At 63.3% G+C, this 16600-nt stretch carries 24 protein-coding genes; 7 read left to right on the top strand and 17 right to left on the bottom strand.

The features are described from left to right. Positions 1–56: 56 nt before the first annotated feature. The 13 genes from BA190_RS09980 to BA190_RS10040 form a co-directional block, all read right to left on the bottom strand. Complete coding sequence (locus tag BA190_RS09980; protein ID WP_068285724.1) at positions 57–407, bottom strand: hypothetical protein; 351 nt, start codon at positions 405–407, stop codon at positions 57–59. Beyond that, complete coding sequence (locus BA190_RS09985) at positions 404–1585, bottom strand: phage Gp37/Gp68 family protein (protein WP_068285726.1); 1182 nt, start codon at positions 1583–1585, stop codon at positions 404–406. Before BA190_RS09985 ends, BA190_RS09980 begins: the two co-directional genes overlap by 4 nt. After that, positions 1578–1961 (bottom strand): DUF4326 domain-containing protein, encoded by a 384-nt coding sequence (locus tag BA190_RS09990; protein ID WP_068285728.1) that lies wholly within the window; start codon positions 1959–1961, stop codon positions 1578–1580. The genes BA190_RS09985 and BA190_RS09990 overlap by 8 nt, the downstream gene beginning before the upstream one ends. Beyond that, entirely contained in the window at positions 1954–2424 is a 471-nt protein-coding gene (locus tag BA190_RS35860) for a hypothetical protein (RefSeq protein WP_068285730.1), read from the bottom strand. Before BA190_RS35860 ends, BA190_RS09990 begins: the two co-directional genes overlap by 8 nt. Next, complete coding sequence (locus BA190_RS10000) at positions 2421–2774, bottom strand: hypothetical protein (protein WP_156771455.1); 354 nt, start codon at positions 2772–2774, stop codon at positions 2421–2423. The genes BA190_RS35860 and BA190_RS10000 overlap by 4 nt, the downstream gene beginning before the upstream one ends. Beyond that, the gene (locus tag BA190_RS10005; RefSeq protein ID WP_068285734.1) at positions 2774–3130 is read right to left on the bottom strand and encodes a hypothetical protein; all 357 of its coding nucleotides are present in this window, start codon (positions 3128–3130) and stop codon (positions 2774–2776) included. The genes BA190_RS10000 and BA190_RS10005 overlap by 1 nt, the downstream gene beginning before the upstream one ends. After that, positions 3127–4434: a 26S protease regulatory subunit gene (locus BA190_RS10010; RefSeq protein WP_162275081.1), complete on the bottom strand. Its 1308-nt coding sequence runs from the start codon at positions 4432–4434 to the stop codon at positions 3127–3129. The genes BA190_RS10005 and BA190_RS10010 overlap by 4 nt, the downstream gene beginning before the upstream one ends. 153 nt (positions 4435–4587) lie before the next feature. Further along, positions 4588–5037 (bottom strand): tellurite resistance TerB family protein, encoded by a 450-nt coding sequence (locus BA190_RS10015; RefSeq protein WP_068285737.1) that lies wholly within the window; start codon positions 5035–5037, stop codon positions 4588–4590. A 164-nt stretch (positions 5038–5201) separates the two neighbouring features. Then, the gene (dnaN, locus tag BA190_RS10020; RefSeq protein ID WP_068285739.1) at positions 5202–6317 is read right to left on the bottom strand and encodes a DNA polymerase III subunit beta; all 1116 of its coding nucleotides are present in this window, start codon (positions 6315–6317) and stop codon (positions 5202–5204) included. A gap of 68 nt (positions 6318–6385) precedes the next feature. Then, positions 6386–7330: a DUF2303 family protein gene (locus BA190_RS10025; protein WP_068285741.1), complete on the bottom strand. Its 945-nt coding sequence runs from the start codon at positions 7328–7330 to the stop codon at positions 6386–6388. Between the two features lie 39 nt (positions 7331–7369). Next, entirely contained in the window at positions 7370–7720 is a 351-nt protein-coding gene (locus BA190_RS10030; protein WP_068285743.1) for a hypothetical protein, read from the bottom strand. Between the two features lie 10 nt (positions 7721–7730). Further along, positions 7731–8387 (bottom strand): hypothetical protein, encoded by a 657-nt coding sequence (locus tag BA190_RS10035; RefSeq protein ID WP_068285745.1) that lies wholly within the window; start codon positions 8385–8387, stop codon positions 7731–7733. 9 nt (positions 8388–8396) lie between these two features. Further along, positions 8397–8645 (bottom strand): hypothetical protein, encoded by a 249-nt coding sequence (locus tag BA190_RS10040; protein ID WP_068285747.1) that lies wholly within the window; start codon positions 8643–8645, stop codon positions 8397–8399. A gap of 186 nt (positions 8646–8831) precedes the next feature. On the opposite strand from BA190_RS10040, the gene BA190_RS10045 reads away from it, so the two are divergent. Beyond that, positions 8832–9083 (top strand): hypothetical protein, encoded by a 252-nt coding sequence (locus BA190_RS10045; protein WP_068285749.1) that lies wholly within the window; start codon positions 8832–8834, stop codon positions 9081–9083. Here BA190_RS10045 and BA190_RS10050 read toward each other — a convergent pair. Then, entirely contained in the window at positions 9080–9790 is a 711-nt protein-coding gene (locus BA190_RS10050; protein ID WP_068285751.1) for a S24 family peptidase, read from the bottom strand. The two genes, BA190_RS10045 and BA190_RS10050, sit on opposite strands and share 4 nt — an antisense overlap. A gap of 526 nt (positions 9791–10316) precedes the next feature. On the opposite strand from BA190_RS10050, the gene BA190_RS10055 reads away from it, so the two are divergent. From BA190_RS10055 to BA190_RS10070, 5 genes are all read left to right on the top strand, one after another. Next, positions 10317–10793: a hypothetical protein gene (locus BA190_RS10055; RefSeq protein WP_068285753.1), complete on the top strand. Its 477-nt coding sequence runs from the start codon at positions 10317–10319 to the stop codon at positions 10791–10793. Beyond that, positions 10790–11041, top strand: coding sequence for a hypothetical protein (locus BA190_RS35865; protein ID WP_156771456.1), 252 nt, complete (start codon positions 10790–10792; stop codon positions 11039–11041). Before BA190_RS10055 ends, BA190_RS35865 begins: the two co-directional genes overlap by 4 nt. Further along, entirely contained in the window at positions 11028–11258 is a 231-nt protein-coding gene (locus tag BA190_RS10060) for a hypothetical protein (protein ID WP_156771457.1), read from the top strand. Before BA190_RS35865 ends, BA190_RS10060 begins: the two co-directional genes overlap by 14 nt. Before the next feature lie 115 nt (positions 11259–11373). After that, positions 11374–11970 (top strand): MT-A70 family methyltransferase, encoded by a 597-nt coding sequence (locus BA190_RS10065; protein WP_068285758.1) that lies wholly within the window; start codon positions 11374–11376, stop codon positions 11968–11970. Positions 11971–12023: 53 nt separating this feature from the next. Next, entirely contained in the window at positions 12024–13790 is a 1767-nt protein-coding gene (locus BA190_RS10070) for a DNA cytosine methyltransferase (RefSeq protein WP_068285936.1), read from the top strand. A 17-nt stretch (positions 13791–13807) separates the two neighbouring features. On the opposite strand, the gene BA190_RS10075 is transcribed toward BA190_RS10070, so the two are convergent. After that, positions 13808–14212 carry a type II toxin-antitoxin system HicB family antitoxin gene (locus tag BA190_RS10075; protein ID WP_068285759.1) on the bottom strand — a complete coding sequence of 135 codons (405 nt, stop codon included), beginning with the start codon at positions 14210–14212 and terminating at the stop codon, positions 13808–13810. Between the two features lie 49 nt (positions 14213–14261). Then, the gene (locus BA190_RS37200; RefSeq protein WP_371260310.1) at positions 14262–14630 is read right to left on the bottom strand and encodes a type II toxin-antitoxin system HicA family toxin; all 369 of its coding nucleotides are present in this window, start codon (positions 14628–14630) and stop codon (positions 14262–14264) included. Between BA190_RS37200 and BA190_RS10085 the strand changes: the two genes are divergently transcribed. Then, positions 14548–15756 (top strand): CHC2 zinc finger domain-containing protein, encoded by a 1209-nt coding sequence (locus BA190_RS10085; protein WP_068285763.1) that lies wholly within the window; start codon positions 14548–14550, stop codon positions 15754–15756. The genes BA190_RS37200 and BA190_RS10085 overlap by 83 nt on opposite strands. A gap of 17 nt (positions 15757–15773) precedes the next feature. Here BA190_RS10085 and BA190_RS10090 read toward each other — a convergent pair whose 3' ends face one another. After that, complete coding sequence (locus tag BA190_RS10090) at positions 15774–16472, bottom strand: hypothetical protein (protein WP_068285765.1); 699 nt, start codon at positions 16470–16472, stop codon at positions 15774–15776. Positions 16473–16600 lie beyond the last annotated feature (128 nt).

Genomic DNA, 16600 nt, shown 5'->3' on the forward strand with positions numbered 1-16600 from the left:
GCCGACCGTCTTGGGCATGTCGGCCACATCGATGTTGGGAGGAATGCGAAGGCTGCTCATATCGTCTTGTCCGGATTCCTGGCGTCAAGACCGCAAGCGCGGAGGGCGCGATAGAGCAGGTCGTAGACGCCGCGGCGAGTGCGATGGTGGCCGGTCGCCAGGGCGGTTATGAGTTCCTCATCCTCGCCGGCGATCGCGCCGTTGATGGCGGTGTCGTTGCTGGTCAGCCGCGCGCGCTTCCATGCCAGACGCAGGGCTCCCTCGAAGGGTGGTGTCTTCTTCAGGGTGACGGCATAGTCGGCCGTGCCGTCGAGTCGCGTCTGGACATTGGCGATTTCCATGATGCCAATGGTACGGGCGCGGCTCTCGTCTCCGCCTGGCAGGAGGTCGAAGGTTACGCGGATCATGCTGGCACCTTGGGGAAAGCGTTGTGTTCGATGCCGTCGAGCAGGCGGCCGGCGGTGTGCTTGCCGACGCGTTGCATCCAGGAGTGACTTCCACCGGTCGCAGCAAGGCTCTGGCCGTTGTCGCCGGTATCCGTCACTCTCATCTGCGGCACATTGTCGACAAGCGGATAGCCCCAAGCCTCAGGGCCGCGAGGTGTCCACTCGCCCCATTGCTTGAAGTGGAAGGCAACGCCAGCCGCCGCGCATTGGTCGCGCAGGTCTCGGGCCCATTGTGGATGCATCGGACGCGCGCCTGGGCCGCTTTCGCCGCCGGCGATTACCCAATCGAGGCCGCGGGGCCGTATGTCGGTCGGCGGATAGGTGCCACCCCAGTCTTCGAAGCTCTCGATCGCCTCCTCGAGCGTCGTGCCAGTCACGGCGGGGTCGAAGGCGTCGGCCCATATTTCTGCCCATGATCGCATGGCGAGGGCATTCATTTCGCCATCGCCATTGATATCGATCTCGCTAAGATCCAGTGGGCCAAGCAACGGCTCGGCCGAAACAAAACGTATCGCCGCCGGCGTTTCGATCAGGTCCGGAATGCGCTCCTCGGCTCGTTTCTGATCCTCTGCCGAGACGCCCAGCCAGACGTTGGGCAGCGGCTTCCAAGACTGCGCCTCGATCGAACCGGATACCCGTAGCCATGCTTCGGTGACTCCTGGCGCATCCCGCCCGCCCGCCAATTCAACGGTAGCGAGCCGGATTTCATGCTGACGGCCAAGCGTCATACGGCAATCTTTCAGGTAGCTCCGCATCCGGCCCGAGCGCTTTGTCAGAATCTGAAAGGTGTGGTGCGGCGACAGGGCCATGACAGCAAAGACCTTGTCGATCCACTCATCCGGCACGCCTTCATGAAAGAGGTCGCCCATTGAGTTGACGAAGATACGCCGCGGCCGTTTCCAGCGTAGCGGCTGGGTGAGGATGTGCTCGGGGGCGAGCGCGACCTTGCCCGTCCAGACCGCGTGGCCGTTCGCCTTACGAGTGGTGCCGGCGTAATGCGGGGCCTTCGGGCTGCCGTCAAGCAGGCGGGCGGCCTGCTTCATGGCATAGCAATTGGTGCAGCCGGGCGAGACGATCGAGCATCCCACGATCGGATTCCAAGTCGCGTCGGTCCATTCGATGCCGGTATGGTCAGCCATTGGAAGCCTCTTCACAAAGCGGGCGGTTGGCGATTTCGAGGAGCACGTCGGCGTGGCAGGGCCATCCGGGCTTGCACCAGCAGGCGAGATTCTGGCCGCGGAGGGCGGGGATGGACTTGAGCATCGCCGTGCGTTGCCGCTCGGATTCCTCGCCGGCCCAGTTGTTCTGCCAATAGGGCGTATCGATCCAGACGCGGAAGGCCTCAACGCAGCGGGCGGCAATCTCGAAATCGTTGCCCTTGAAGCCCCCCTCGCGGCATTCCGCGATGGTGAAGGGGTTGCCGAAGGGGCCTGAACGATCGACCTTTACGGTGCCGTCCGGCATCCGCCAGCCTTTCGCGCGGGATAGTTGGACGCGGATTGGCCTCTCAGCCATTTTCGCCTCCCTTCCAATCCCAGAAGCCCTGGGCGCCTGTTGCGGGCTGGGGCGGCTGGAGTTCCGCAACGTCGGTGAGCGGCCATGCGAAGTTGCAGTGCTCGTCACGGTCGCTGTCGTTGATCGCGCCGCCGAACTCACCGACGATCTGCCATGCGCGAATGGGTTTGCCGAGCACGGCGGTGCAGACGACATGGCTCAAGGGCAGGATGCCAGGGGAGGTAAGGGCGCGCTCGAGCACCGGCAGGGCTTCCGGCTTGAGGCAGGTTGTCCAGGCCTGATCGGAGCGCAGGCGCTGGATCAGGTCGGCGATCTCGGGGCGGCGAACAGGGCGCTTGCCGGCGTGGATGCCGATACGCTCGCCCTGGAGCGATCGCGGCGCGGCCCAGCCCCGGAATTCGTAGGGCTTGAAGCCGAGGGCGATCAGCGTCGCCCAGGGTTGCCAAACGGTGATGACCTTCATGGCTTGGTCTCGATCTCATTGGCCCGGTGATTGGCCGTGATGGCCTTGCAGGAGGGTAGCGGAGTGAAGTGGGTGTGGTATCCGGGCCAGCCGCCGACGAACTGGCCGCCGCCGATGTTGAATCCGAGACAGAGTGGCGAACCGACGTAAGGCGGCTCTTCGATCGGGAATTTCCACCAGAGAACGTCGCCGAGGTCCTCGTGCCATTCGGCCTCTGGCCTGGGGTTCTCAAGGGCGTAGAGCTCGGAGGTGATGCGCATGAGCCGCAACACTTCGCTCGCGAGTTCATGCTTGGTCTTGTTCATGAGCGATCGGTGCGTGATCGGGCTCGATACGGTGAAAACAGCCATCACGAGCACCCCGTCGTTTCACCGCAGGCCGTGCAGGTGGCGCAAGTGCCGGCCTGGCGCATGGCGAAGTTGCCGCAGTTGGGACAGGCGTCGCCGGTGAAGCCTTGAGCACGGGCGTTCTGGCTGGCGGTCTGCCGGTCTGACGTCCACGTAGTGACAAGGTCAGGCCCGTTGACGCCAAGGAACTCGGCTTCAAGATCCCGCATCAGCCGGATAGGAACGAAAAGTGTAACGTCCTTGGGCGGCATGCCGGGCAGGGGCGCGACCAGACTTTCCATGCGATAGCCGGCCTGCCGGTCGCAATCATGCAGGTGGTCGACCAGCGCCTTCGCCGCGGGAGAGGTCTGGATGCTCATTGCAGCGACCTCCCGAACTCCTTCGGCAGCGGAGCGTTTTCGAGCAGCTCGCCGAGGGCATAGTCGTGGTTGAGGCCGCGGTTCTCCTCGAGCACCTCACCGATGGCCTTATGGAGATCGGCCGGTCGCAACCCGGTAATGGTGCCGTCAGCCAGATCCCTGCGGAAGGCGATGCCCTTGGCGCGATCGACTATGCCCACCAGCATGGCGCCATTGACGATGTGCGCCAGGGTCAGAGGCAGGAAATCCTCCTGCGCATTCTTGCCTTTGGCAATGACGCGGGTGAGGCTGCGCACGACATGGTAGGGCGAGAAGATCGCCTCGGCCGCGGTCTCTGCCAGGGCGGCAGCGTCCGGGGCTCCGCTCTCGCTGCTCAGGGGAGCGCCGGCCAAGGCATTGCCGAGGATCTTGACCGCTGCCTGCTGGTCCGGGCGCTCGACCTTGATCTTGCGATCGCAACGACCGTCACGAAGCAAGGCCGCGTCGATGGTGTCAGGACGGTTCGTCGCCAGAATGACGAAGGCGCCGGACGTGGTGAGGCCATCCATTTCCGTGAGGAAGGTGGCGACGTTCGACGCATCCCAAGGCGCCGAGCGGCCGTCTCGGGCCGGCAGGATGGCGTCGGCCTCGTCAATGAAGATCACCAGAGGATGGCCGTTCACCCGCCGGTACTCGCGGGCGAAGGCAAAGATATTGCGGATGATCTCCTCGGTCTTGCCGACATAGGGCGACTGAATCTCCGGGCCATTGATGCGGAGGAGCATGGCGTCCTTGCCGTGCAGCTTGCCCACGACGTGGGCCGCCGCCTTGCCGAACATGGTCTTGCCGCAACCGGGCGGACCGTACAGCAGCACGCCCTTCAAGGGTCGCTGGCCATAGTGCTTGTAGAGATCGGCGTGCGTGATCGGGTGCTCGATCGCCTCGATCAGAGCCGTGCGGGCAGCCTCGTTGCCGACGACATCATCCCAGGTGGTCGAATGCGCCTCGGCTAGCAAATATTTCTCGACTTTCTTCTTCGCTTCCTCATATGCCCTATCTGATTGGCTGAGTTTGACTTCCTTGTCGCCGATAGCCAGGGCGAACTTGCTGAAGGTCATACTCACAAAGTCTTCAATGGAGGGCTCGGCGCCGCCGAGGCGAGTATCGCCACGACGACCATCTTGCGGCAAACAAAGGGGGCACCTTGGATCGCCACACCCTTTGACGGTGTCGCATCGTTGCTCGGGGGCGCGGAGCATTTCGCGAGGGATGTCGACCCATCCCATGCCGCTCCGTTTCGAAAACATCCTGTCGTAGCTGCTCATCTGAGACCTCGGTATTGACGGCTTGCGGGCCATGGCGGTTCCTTCCGGCAAGGCTTTCCCGTTCGCGCCGAAGGCCTCGGCACGCTGGTATCGTCGGTTGGGAAATCCTCTCGCTCTGCCCAACACGCGGCTGGGCAGGCCGAGGGGATCGGCTCAGAAGTCGAATTTGCTGGTGTCGACGCCGAGGCGGCTGGCGATCTTCTTGAGCACCACATCTTCCTCGGGCTCGACTTCGCCATCGGCGTTGGCGATGTCCTGGGCGAGCAGATAGACGTCCTCGGCCATCTGGGCGCCGTTGGGCAGGCTCTTGATGTCGTCGAGCTCGCGGGCCAACTGCTGGCGGCCGCTGGCCTCCTTGGCGCGCTTGAACATGGTCTCGGCGGTCTGCTCGATGACGTTAGACTGGTAGAGCTTCGACAGGGTCGAATGGTTCTGCACGAGGGAGACGAGCTTGCGGCGCTCGCTGTCCTCGATGTCGCCATCGGCGGCGGCCACCAGGGCGGCGGCGGCGCAGACTGCTTCGAGGAAATCCTTGTTCTGGCCGTACTCGGCAGCGACTTCGCGGGTTGCGCCCTTGAAGGCGCGCTTGAGGGAGGCAAACATAGTCCGGTTCTCCGGTTGGGGATGGCGGCGAACCCCGCCGCCTGGGTCAGAAATCAGCGCCGGCGCCAGCGGCCGAGGCGATAGCCGGACCAGCCGCATAGGCCGGACCAGGCGATGCCCATCACGAGTTCGGGCAGGTTGTTGAAGAGAGCGATCAGCATTGGTCAGACCCTCATCGGCATGAGAACGATGAGCAGCTGCGCACCTTCACGGGTGCGGAAGAGCGCCGGGCTGCCGGGTTCGGAGAGGGCGACCTGCACGGTGTCGCCGGTGATGGTCGACAGCGCATCGTTGAGATAGCGCGAGTTGAAGCCGATCTCGATGGGCGTGCTGGCATACTCGACGTCGAGGTCCTGGCGCGCATCGCCGGCGTCGGGATTGGTGACGGCCAGATCCAACCGGCCTTCGCCAAAGGAGAGCTTCACCGCCCGGCCGCGCTCCGAGGAGATCGAAGCGACCAGGTCGACGGCGCGGGCGAAGCTGGCGAGATCAAGGGTGGCGATCTTGTCGTTGCCCGTGGGAATGACCCGGGAATAATCGGGGAAAGTGCCGTCGATCAGCTTGGAGGTGAGGCGGGTATTGCCGGCCTGAACGCGGATCTTGGCGTTCGACACCTCGAAGGTGATATCGCCCTCGACCTCCTTGGCGAGGCGCGCCAGTTCGCCGACCGTCTTGCGGGGCACGATGATGCCGGGCAGGCCTTCGCTGCCGGCTGGCGCCTGCACTTCGAAGCGGGCGAGGCGATGGCCGTCCGTCGCCACCGTACGAAGGGCGGGGCTATCCTGACCCGCAACGGCATGGAGATAGATGCCGTTGAGGTAATAGCGCGTCTCCTCGGTCGAGATGGCGAAGGACGTTTTCTCCAGCATCTCGGCCAGCGTCTTTGCCGGCAAAGCGAAGCTGGTCGCCATCTCGCCGGCGGCGAGGTCCGGATAGTCCTCGATCGGCAGCGTCTGCAGCTTGAAGCGCGAGCGGCCGGAGGTGATCTGGATGGTGCCTGGCGTTGGCTCCGCGAGTTTGATCTGGGCGCCGTCGGGCAGCTTGCGCACGATGTCGGCGAAGGTATGCGCCGGCACTGTCGTTTGGCCGGGTGTCGGCGTCTCGGCCGGTACGGTGATCGAGGCCTCGAGGTCCAGATCCGTGGCGACGATGCGCAGCGTGCCGGCATCGGCGTAGAGCGCGACATTGGACAGGATCGGGATGGTGTTGCGGCGCTCGACGATCTTCTGTGCCGTGCCGAGGGCCTTCACCAGGGCCGCGCGTTCGATGATGATTTCCATGGGTTGCCTCGGTTCGGGCTGGGGATGCCCGGCGGCAGAGCCGCCGGGTCGTGCTTGGCAGGGCTGGCTTAGGCTTCGGGGCCGCCTTCGAACGTTGGCAGGCTGGTCTGCGCGCCCACGGTGGCCAGGTCCTCGCGGACACGCTCGGTCACGAACTGGTCGGGGCGGTAGATTTGGTAGAGCCAGATCAGCTTTTCGCCGCTGGTCCGGTAGCGCAGGCGTACGGGAATACGGACCTTTTCACCCATGAAGAAGGGCGAGATCGCCAGGATGAACAGGCCGGGCACCTTGATCGGCTTGCCGTCGGCGTCCTTATGGCTCTCCTCGAAGGAAATCTCGGCCTCGCCGGTCTGCAGGTTGACCGCCCGCTTGAGGCGCGATTCCACATTCACCTGCAGGCCGCGCGATAGGCGGATGAGGTCGCTCGGCGTGGCGATCGTGGTGCCGAAATCCCGCTCGAGGTTGGACCGCTCGAAGTCGGACGGGCTGGAGAGGTCGGCGATGCGGTCCTCGATGAAGGCGGCGAAATCGCCCTGCGCCATCGGCTGGCCGTTGAGTTTGGTCCAGGCTTTCCATTCGTCGGAGAGGGGGAAGCTGTAGGCGATGCGATGCTTGAGATTGTTGGCGGCGCCGGCGGACTTGTCCTCGTGGTAGTCGATAACAGCCGTAAAGCTCGGATTGGTCCAGGTCGTGTCGGCAAAGACCACGCTATCCTTAGTCTTATGACGGTTCGTGAGGGCGATGAAGCTGTCGAGGGTCAGCGCGCGGGCAATGCCGCGCTTGTCCGTTGGGGCCGTGCGGTACCGTTCGAACAGGTTATCGACCGAATCGATCTCGGGCTGGGCGCCGTGAATAATGCCGACGGGGATCTCGGCAGGCACGCCGACCATCCCGGCCGGGGCCTTGATGGTGACGATGTCGATCCCGGCGGCTTCGCGGCCGAGCTGAGCGATATCCTTGACGGCGGTGTCGGACGGCAGCGTGACGCTTGCCGGCGTAGAGACGGGGGCCATGGGGCGGTTTCCTGGTTGAGGGGAGGGATGGCGCCGGCGTCAGCCGCCGGCCGCCTCGTTGCGGTCGAGCGAGCGGGGCCCGTCGAACATGTTGGTTTGTTGGGGATGCTCGGTGGAGAGCGAGCCGTCGTCGAGCACCCAATAGAAGGAGGCGCCGCGCACGGGCTTGGGCCTCTTCGACTGGATGTCGGCCGTGATCTCGGCCGAGGAGCCCTCGACCTCGATATCCAGGGTGAGGATCACCTTGCCCTTCACCTTGTTCTTGGGCCGGCCGCCGCTGATTTCCTTCAGGGCGGCAAGGGTTTCGGTGATCTCCTTGCCCAGGGCGGCGGCGGCATCGCCGCCTTCCAGGGCGCCGATGATGGTCTGCGCATCACGGATGCGTTTCATGGGGCTCTCCTCAGAGTCCGTTGGCGTTGGGGCAGTAGGTACGCAGGCGCAGCAGCCACTCGTCGGTGGCTCGGGGCCAACCCCAGATGGAGAGCCGGCCGCGCATGGGCACGGGCTTGGCGCTCTCGATCGAGGGATGCCATGGACGCGGCGGACGGGCGCAAAGTTGGTCGCGCTCGACCTTGAGCATGCGCAGATCCATGGCGTGAATGATCTCGCTGTCGGCATCGCTGGGCCGGTTGATGCCGGCAGCGGCATGGATGGCGAGATCGCAGCGCAGCTTGAGGTAGCCGAGCGCTTGTCTGAACTGGCTGCGGCCCAGCACCTTGCGGTCGCTGTTCTTGGCGCCGGTGATGTGCTCTAGGCTCCGGGAAACCAGAGCGTCGAGCGCCATGGCCATCGGCGAGGTGATATCGCCGATATAGGCCTCGTGCGCATCGTGAAGCAGGAACCATGCGGCCAGATCCGCCCGGCCCGTCTCCTGCATCAGCGCGTCGCAGCCGACGACGCAATGCTGGGCGATGGAGAAGGTGCCGCCAGGCACCGCGCCGGCATAGCGGCCGCTGCGGGCCAGGGCCGGGCCGACATCGTTGACGAGGTCGACATCGGCGACCTTGGGATCGAGCAGGTCGAAGGCCCGGCCGGAACTGGTCTGCATCCAGATCATGCGAAGACCTCAGGCGAAAGCGAGGTGGCGACCGGCCTGGGCGCGGCGCTTGCTGCGCTGAATCTCCATGCGCTCGCGGGCATTGCCGCCATGGTTGCGGATCTGGCTCTCGGACCAGCCGCGCTCGCGCAGGTCGCGTTCGGTGATGCCGGCATCGAGGCCGCGCTCAACCAGGATCTCGATCATGTCCTTGGCCATCAGCGCTCGGACGGCGGAGATGTCGGTCATTTCATCACGAAGAGGGGAATTGAGCAGCATGGCCGCCTCCATTGGTGGAATGGATGCGATAATGCGCGATATTTTTAGCGTGTCAACAAGAATTACGCTAAATTTATCCCTTCCGCGCTATTTGGCGGCGCAGCAAAGAAATTTGTCGTGCCTCCGTTGACTCATCGTTAGGCATGTTCTTGAATTGTTCTCGTTGTAAAGGCGTCTGGGGGTGTCATGGCCAAAGTAACGTACTTCGTCGTTTTGCCCTTTGTGGAGGGCATGCGCGGTCGTCTGGTGCCTGGTCAACCGCGTCCGGCCCGCGATCGTGATCATGCCGTCAAGCTGGCGGCGGGCCTGAATGGGGTTGTTGGTGCAATCGCATTTTCGCGTACTGGTGACGCGGATCTGGGCGAGTTCGCTGACGCGGAAATTATTGCCGAGTTCGGACGTATTCCTGCGGCAGGTGCGCAGGCCTATGCGGCTTAGCGCCTGCCGACGATTACATGAACGGCTTTGACCAGAGGGCGGTCAATGTTGAATTCTTCGGCTGGATTCCACTGCCATAGCAATAGTTTGCTAGGAGACCAGCCCCTAAACTCCTTGATGTATCCTTCCGGCGGATCGCCCTCGACATCGGGGTGGAGCTGTACCACCACATCATCTTCGCGCTTGGGCGATTTTCCGGGATGGATCCAGACCAGCTCGCCGGCCTTGTATCGTGGAAACATACTGTCTCCTTCGACGTACAGCCCGTACGCGCCAACGACGCCTCGCAGGAAGTCCGGGCGAGGGATGGTCTCGACGACGTCGCCATTGAACTGAAAGCGCCCGTCCGCGCCGCCCTTTGCCAGGCCGAGGACGTTGATGTGGTCATCCAGCATTCTTGGGGCGGGAACCATAGAAATAGATGCATTCGGCGGCGGCAGGATCTGCCTTGGCGGCAATGCTGTCTCGGCCGCAGGGCTATCGAGTTCCTTGGGGCCGCGGTTTTCACCGAGCCAATCCACACTGGTTTTCAGAACACGAGCGAGGCGCACAAGCGTATCGTTGCGCGGGGATTTCGACTTGCCTTCCAATATGTTGCGGATGGCACTCGCGGAAAGACCGGCCTCGAGCGAGGTAGGCGTCGCGTCCAGGTGGAGATCATTGAGCCGAATCTGAATCCGGCCGGCAAGGGTGCTGTCGTCGCTCATGGGATAATCTTATCGCACTTGAATTTCGCACGCTTGCGATAAAATTAGCCTTGACCCAGCGCTATTTTTATCGCACGGTTGGGATATGAACCCGATTGATACCCTTCTGGCGCTGGCGTCAGCCTTCGCGGACCAGCGCAAGCTTTCCGAGTCGCGCGTGTCGACTATCGTCTTTGGTGACGGCACGCGCCTGAAGCACCTTCGCCAGGGTGGCGATATGGGTGCCCGTCGCGTTGACCGGGCTATCATTTGGTTCTCCGCCAACTGGCCGGAAGGCCTCGCCTGGCCGTCTGATATCCCCCGACCCACCCTGCCTGTTGTTGACGCGACGGTTGGGCCTGCCGCCGCTGGCGATCCCCCGCCAGCGGCGGCCTTTTGTGTGGGCGACGTTTGCGAAAGACCTGTCCATGTCGATAGCTCCTGACCGTTTCGGCCCGTGATCTGATGGGCTGATTTCTGCCTGATCCCTTTTCTTCCCGATACGGGAAAGCGCGCGGCGTTTTCCCGAACAGCGGAGCCTTGCCCCGTGTCCATCCCTGAAACTTCCATACTGCGCATCAAGGCCGCGACCCGCGACCTGGTCAAAGTGTGCGGCGGCGTGGTTCGCGCCGGCGAAATCGCCTTGCTGTCCAAGTCCGAAATCAGCCGCTTCCAAGCGCCTGGCTCGCCCGACCTGATCACCATCCCGGCCGCCTTAGCGCTCGAGGCCGATTGCGGGCTGCCACTGGTGACGCAGGTGATGGCGGACATGAGCGGCCGCCGTCTTACGGACCCCGAAGCGGAGGAGCGGCAACAAGCCTGCCTCGCCAGTGACATCTCCGAGACGCTGCGAAAATCGGCCGAGGTGATGACTGCCTATGCCTCGGCGATCGCGGACGGGGTCGTGACCGCTGCCGAGGCAGAGGCGATCGACCGAGTGGCAGGGGAACTCGGCACCAACGTCCTTTCGATGCGACGAAATCTGGCTGCGGTGAAGGCTTCGAACATCAGAGCAGCCGGGTGACGACGTTGATCGTCTCGCGACGGCACCTGCGCCAACCGCCCCTGCGGGTTCGCGTTGAGAAACGCGCGCGGAGGCTGGCCCGGGCGGCGCGCAACATGGCCGCGGCCGGCCTTGTCGCCTGGCAGATCCGAAGGGCTACCGGCCTCGGCGCAAAGCGCCTCGAGGTGGTGCTCGCCGACACAACGAATGGCCTGTGGAGCGCGGCCGACCTCAAGCTGATGAAGGAGATCGGCCATGCCGGAAAATGATGGGCTCACGGCAATGGAAGCTTGGCACCTAGAACGCGTGCGAACGCTGCAGCAAGAAGCCTGCGATGCGCATCTCGACGATCTGCGCAGGGCCTATGGCGAGCCGATTGTCTCGGTGCCGACCAAGGACGGCGGCATCCGTCTGCGCATCCCCTTCAATCCGCGCTTGAGCCTGACCGGTTCGCCGGGGCTGCTCTGCGACGAAAGGGCGTTGTGATGAGCGATCCCCTTCTGATCGTGCTCCTGGTCTGGTGCGCGCCTGCGATCGCATGGGCGATCGACTTCGCACTATGGCAGATCGAGCGACGCCTTCCCGCCTGGCGGAGGAAGGCATGAACCTCGCCCGGGCCGATCTCGGCCTCCCTCTGTTCGCGTATGACCTCGCGATGGCCGATCCGCCATGGGAATGGGAGGCGCGCACCGAACGTGGCTACGCGAAGTCGCCGGAGGCGCAGTACCCAACCATGTCGATGGCGGACATCGAGGCATTGCGCCTGGGCGATACGCTGGCGCCGGGCGGCGTGCTCATCCTGTGGGGTACATGGCCGCTGCTGCACAGGCAGATCGACCTCTTCGCGCGATGGGGCGTGAAATACAAAACGGGCGGGGTCTGGGCAAAACGCACGGCCAGCGGAAAGCTGCGCTGGGGGCCTGGCTATATCCAGCGCAGCGTCTGCGAACCCTATCTGATCGGCACGCTGGCAGGCCCGGATTTCATCGGAAGCCGCTTCCCAAACCTCGTCGAGACACTGGCGGAAGACAGCTTCGACGGCTTGGCCCGCGAGCACTCCCGTAAGCCGGACGAATTTTATGCCCGCGTTGAGGCTGCCACACCAGGCGCCCGACGGGCCGACATCTTCGCGCGCCAGCTGCGCCCTGGCTGGGATGGCTGGGGCAATGAACTCAACAAATTTGGGAGCGTGGCCTGATGCGTCCGATGCATTCCCTCGAATTCTTGCCCGGCCTTGGTCCGGCCGCGCCTATGATTTTCGAAGCCGACGAGTTGATCGTCGACCTCTTTGCCGGCGGCGGTGGCGCCTCCCTTGGCATCGAGATGGCCCTCGGCCGCTCACCCGACATCGCGGTGAATCACGATGCTGATGCCATCCGCATGCATGCCGTCAATCACCCGTTGACGCTGCATCTGCAGCGCAACGTCTGGCACGTGAATCCGCTTGAGCATGTCGGGCATAGGCGTGTCGGCCTGCTTTGGGCCTCGCCGGACTGCAAGCACCATTCCAAGGCCAAGGGCGGCAAGCCCTTGAAGCGGAATATCCGCGACCTCGCCTGGGTGGTGGTGCTGTGGGCTAAGCGCGCCCGTCCTCGCGTGATCATGTTGGAGAATGTCGAGGAGTTCCGCGACTGGGGGCCGCTGACGCCCGAGGGACGGCCTTGTCCTGATCGAAAGGGACAGACGTTCCAGCAATGGACGGAGGAACTGCGCCGGCTGGGCTACAAGGTCGAGCATCGCGAATTGCGAGCCTGCGACTATGGCGCGCCGACGATCCGCAAGCGCCTTTTCCTGATCGCCAGGCGCGATGGCGGCAAGATCATCTGGCCCGACGCCTCCCATGGTGCGCCGGATAGTGAGGAGGTGATCCAAGGCCGCCGCCTTACCTGGCGCACGGCCGCCGACTGTATCGATTGGTGGCGGCCGTGCCCCTCGATCTTTCTCACTCGCGAGGAGGGCAGGGCGCTTGGCTGCAACCGACCTCTAGTCGAGAATACCATGGCGCGCATCGGCAAGGGTGTGTGGCGCTACGTGATCGATGCCGCAAAGCCCTTCATCGTTCCTGTGACGCATACGGGCGATGCCCGAGTGAACGACGTCGACGAGCCCCTTCGCACTATCACCTGCGCGCCGAGGGGTGAGCACGCGCTGGTCGCGCCCTATCTGGTGCCTCGCTATGGCGAGCGCGCGGGGCAGGAGCCGAGGGCATTGCCGATCGATCGGCCGATGCCGACCGTGGTTCCGACCGGCAATGGTGGTTCATTGGTGGCGGCCCATCTCACGAAGTTCTCGGAAAACTCGACGGGTTTGATGCCTGAGGAGCCCTTGCATACCGTGATGGCTGGGGCTCCTCGCCACGGCGTTGTGGCGGCGCATCTCTCAGCCTATTACGGGCCAGGTTCCGGGTCGCATGATCGGTCGGCGAGCGCTGACGAGCCGCTCCGCACGGTAGTCACTGAGAACCGCCACGCAGTCGTGGCCGCCTTCCTCAACCAGCACAATAGCGGCATGGTCGGACACGATGCTCGCGAACCCGTTTCCACGATCGTCGGCAAGGGCTGTACGCAGGCCGTGACTGCTGCGCATCTGATGTCGCTTCACGGCAGCGATCGCCGAGACCAGGCTGCCGATAAGCCTGCGCCAACGATCTGTGCCGGCGGCGGGCATTTGGCCGAGGTTCGGGCGTTCCTCATCAAATATTATCGCACGACCGTGGGGCAGGCCCTGACGGACCCGATGCATACCGTGACGGCCGAAGACAGGCTCGGCCTGGTCATGGTGAATGGCGAACCCCATGAGATTGTCGACATCGGGATGCGGATGCTGACTCCGCGCGAGCTTTTCCGTGCCCAGGGCTTTCCCGATTCCTACCAGATCGAGCGGGATGCTGAGGGTAAGCCGTTCACATCGACGGTTGCCGTTAAATGCTGCGGCAACTCGGTCTCGCCGGTTCTTGCCGCAGCTTTGGTGCGCGCCAACTGTCCCGACCTTGCTCATATGCGGGAGGCCGCAGAGTGACCGCGACCTCCCATACTTCACGCAACCTGCTTGATCTTCTCAAGGGCAGCATTCGTCAGGAAGGCGCTGCGGTTCATGCCCTGGCGCTTGGCGGCCTCGTCGATCGCCTCGAGAGTGTCGGCCGGAATGGTGATGTTGACGCGCACCGGGCGCGCCGCATTGGTGAGCAAGGGAACGGCAAACAGCGTTCCCTTTTCGCCATTCGCATCCAACTCAAACGCGATTGCATCGGCAGGGCTGGGCTGCGGCAAGGCTTCGCCGCGGTCGAGCGCATCCTCGGCCCAAAGGCGCAAGGCTTCCTGGGCCTTGCTCGCCGCCTCCTGCATGGTTTCGCCGGCCGTGGTGCAGCCGGGAAGATCTGGAAAATAGACGCTCCAGAGCGTGCCGGGCTCCTTTTCGAGCACCGCGATATACATGGTCATTCTGAGTACCTTGGTTGTGGGCGTGCGTATCGGGAAGAGACCGGGTGGCTTACCACCCGGCCTGTTTCGCTATGGAGCGGGCGGTCCCGCTGGCTACGTCTCCCCTCCCTTTCGGGACGATCACCCTGCCGGGCTTTTCGGGGTGGGTGTAGACCATGTGGTCCGCTCCTTCCCGGGGGATCCAGCCTTCTCTTTCGAGCTGCCGCCGGATCTTCATCAGGTCTCTTTCCATCGCGCCTCCCGTTTCGATGTGTATGGTTATACACACTAAGCGGTGTGGCGTCAAGAGATAATGTGTATTCACATACACACTTTTGGGGCGGAAGGAAAGTGGCATGATCGATGATGCCGCCTTCAAGGACTGGGTTGCGCGTGCCAGGGATGTCGATCTCGTCAGCGAAGTCGAGCGGCGTGGCATTAAGCTCGGCAAGGGGCATGAGCGCGCCGGGCCGTGCCCGATCGAGCGCCAGGGCCGGGATCGCTTCGCCGTCAATGTGCGCAAGAAACTCTGGTCGTGCCGGGGCTGCGGTACCGGCGGGGACGTGATCAAGCTCGTGATGATGGCTTCGGGGATCGATTTCCTGGCGGCCTGTGAATTGCTCGCCGGTCCGCCTCCGCACGGTCGCGCTCTGACGCCCGAAGAAAAGGCGGAAATTGCCGAGCGCGAGGCCAAGCGGGACAAAGAGGCCGCCGATGCGCAGGCCGAAAAGGATAGGCAAGCCGACGCGTACCGCGAGAAGGAGCGCAAGCGGCTCTATGAAATCTGGTGCGCCGGCCGCGCTCTCGCGGGCACGCCGGCGGCCTATTACCTGGAGGCGCGGGGTATTCCCCAGGTGCCGGCAACGGCCGCCCTGCGCTTCCATCCGCAGATGCGCTATTACGTGCCAGAGAGCAATGGCTGGAAGATGGTGCATACCGGTCCTGCCCTCAACGCGGCGATCGTCGGGCCAGACGGCCGCTTTCGCGGATTGCACACCACCTATCTCACCCGGGAAAACGGCTTCTGGCGCAAGTTCTCTCCTGGGCTCGACCCTGATGGCGAGCCTTGGCCCGAAAAAAAGGTGCGGGGCACTAAGAAGGGCAATCACATTGTGCTGCGCTCAGTGCCCGAGCCCCGGCGTCTATTCGTAGGGGAGGGGATCGAGACAGGCCTATCGGTCTGGTACGCGATGGCGCGCGCCAGGCGGCTTGGCGATGGCGATATGTTCTTATCCTCGGTCGACCTTGGCAATCTCGCTGGGCGGGCTACCGAGACCGTGCGCCACCCGACGGCCACGACCACCGACGCTAAGGGGCGCACGCGTGCGGTGAAGGTGCCTGGGCCGGTGCCGGATCTCAACAGCCAGGCCTTCGTCGTGCCGGCCGGAATCGAGGAGTTGTTCCTGCTCGGTGACGGCGACAGCGAGGCCTACATGACGCAACAGGCGTTGATCCGCGCGGGTGCGCGGCACGGGCAACTTTGCCCCAGCCTCAAGGCTATCCGCTGCGCCATGGCGGATGCGGACGAAGATTTCAACGACATGCTTATGGGGCCGGAGAGATGAAGGTCGTGGACTTCAACTCAATAGATCGCTCCTCGTTTGAGCTCTTCTGCCATCGGGAGAAATTGCTCGATGATGGCCAACGCTTCCGTGCTTTGGCTGTAGTCTGGTGGTGCCGTCAAATACGGCATGGACACCAGCTTTTCATGCGCGTCGGAAATTACGACCACTCTATCGACGAGTTTGAGGATAGTTGTCGCAATGCCGTTGCCCATCTTGGTGAGGCCGCTTGCCGTTTCGTGAGCCAATGGGCGATAGATGTCGTCCCAGGATGGGCGCCAGCCCTTGTATTGAGCGAGGTTCAGTGGGGTGACCGGCCGGAGCCAATCATCGCTGTTTGCCAGAAGATTAACCCGCGTATTCAACACAAACTGACACTGTTTGAACGCGTCGGACGTGAGTTGCCCAACGAGATGGGCGCAATCGCGATATGGTTTGTCATTTCGACGCGCTTCTTCAACCCTGGCTTCGCGATCAGCTGCCCTAGCGATCGCATCCTTCTTGAATCCGGCTGTAATCTGCACGCGAACATTGTAGAGGGCGATAAGGGCGGCGAAGACAGCAACCAGGCTGGCCATAAGCGGTTGCCAGTCTTTCAGACTGGATATCGCGCCTGCAAGGGTCGCCAGCCCGAAGCCAATAGCGCATCCAATGGCAATGCCTACGACAAGAAAAAAATGTCGATCATTTCGCGCTTGCAGCTGCTCGTTGCTTTGCATGTCGCCGCCAACATTCAAGTTCGTTTGGTGGAACTCAATAAGACGCCAGAATCAATACCAATAATCAGCATATCTTTGCTTGCATGTCCAAATTTAGAGGTCTTCCGTGGCTGAATCCGGGAACAATT

This window comes from Labrys sp. WJW (assembly GCF_001676615.1).
GTDB classification, from domain to species: domain Bacteria; phylum Pseudomonadota; class Alphaproteobacteria; order Rhizobiales; family Labraceae; genus Labrys; species Labrys sedimenti.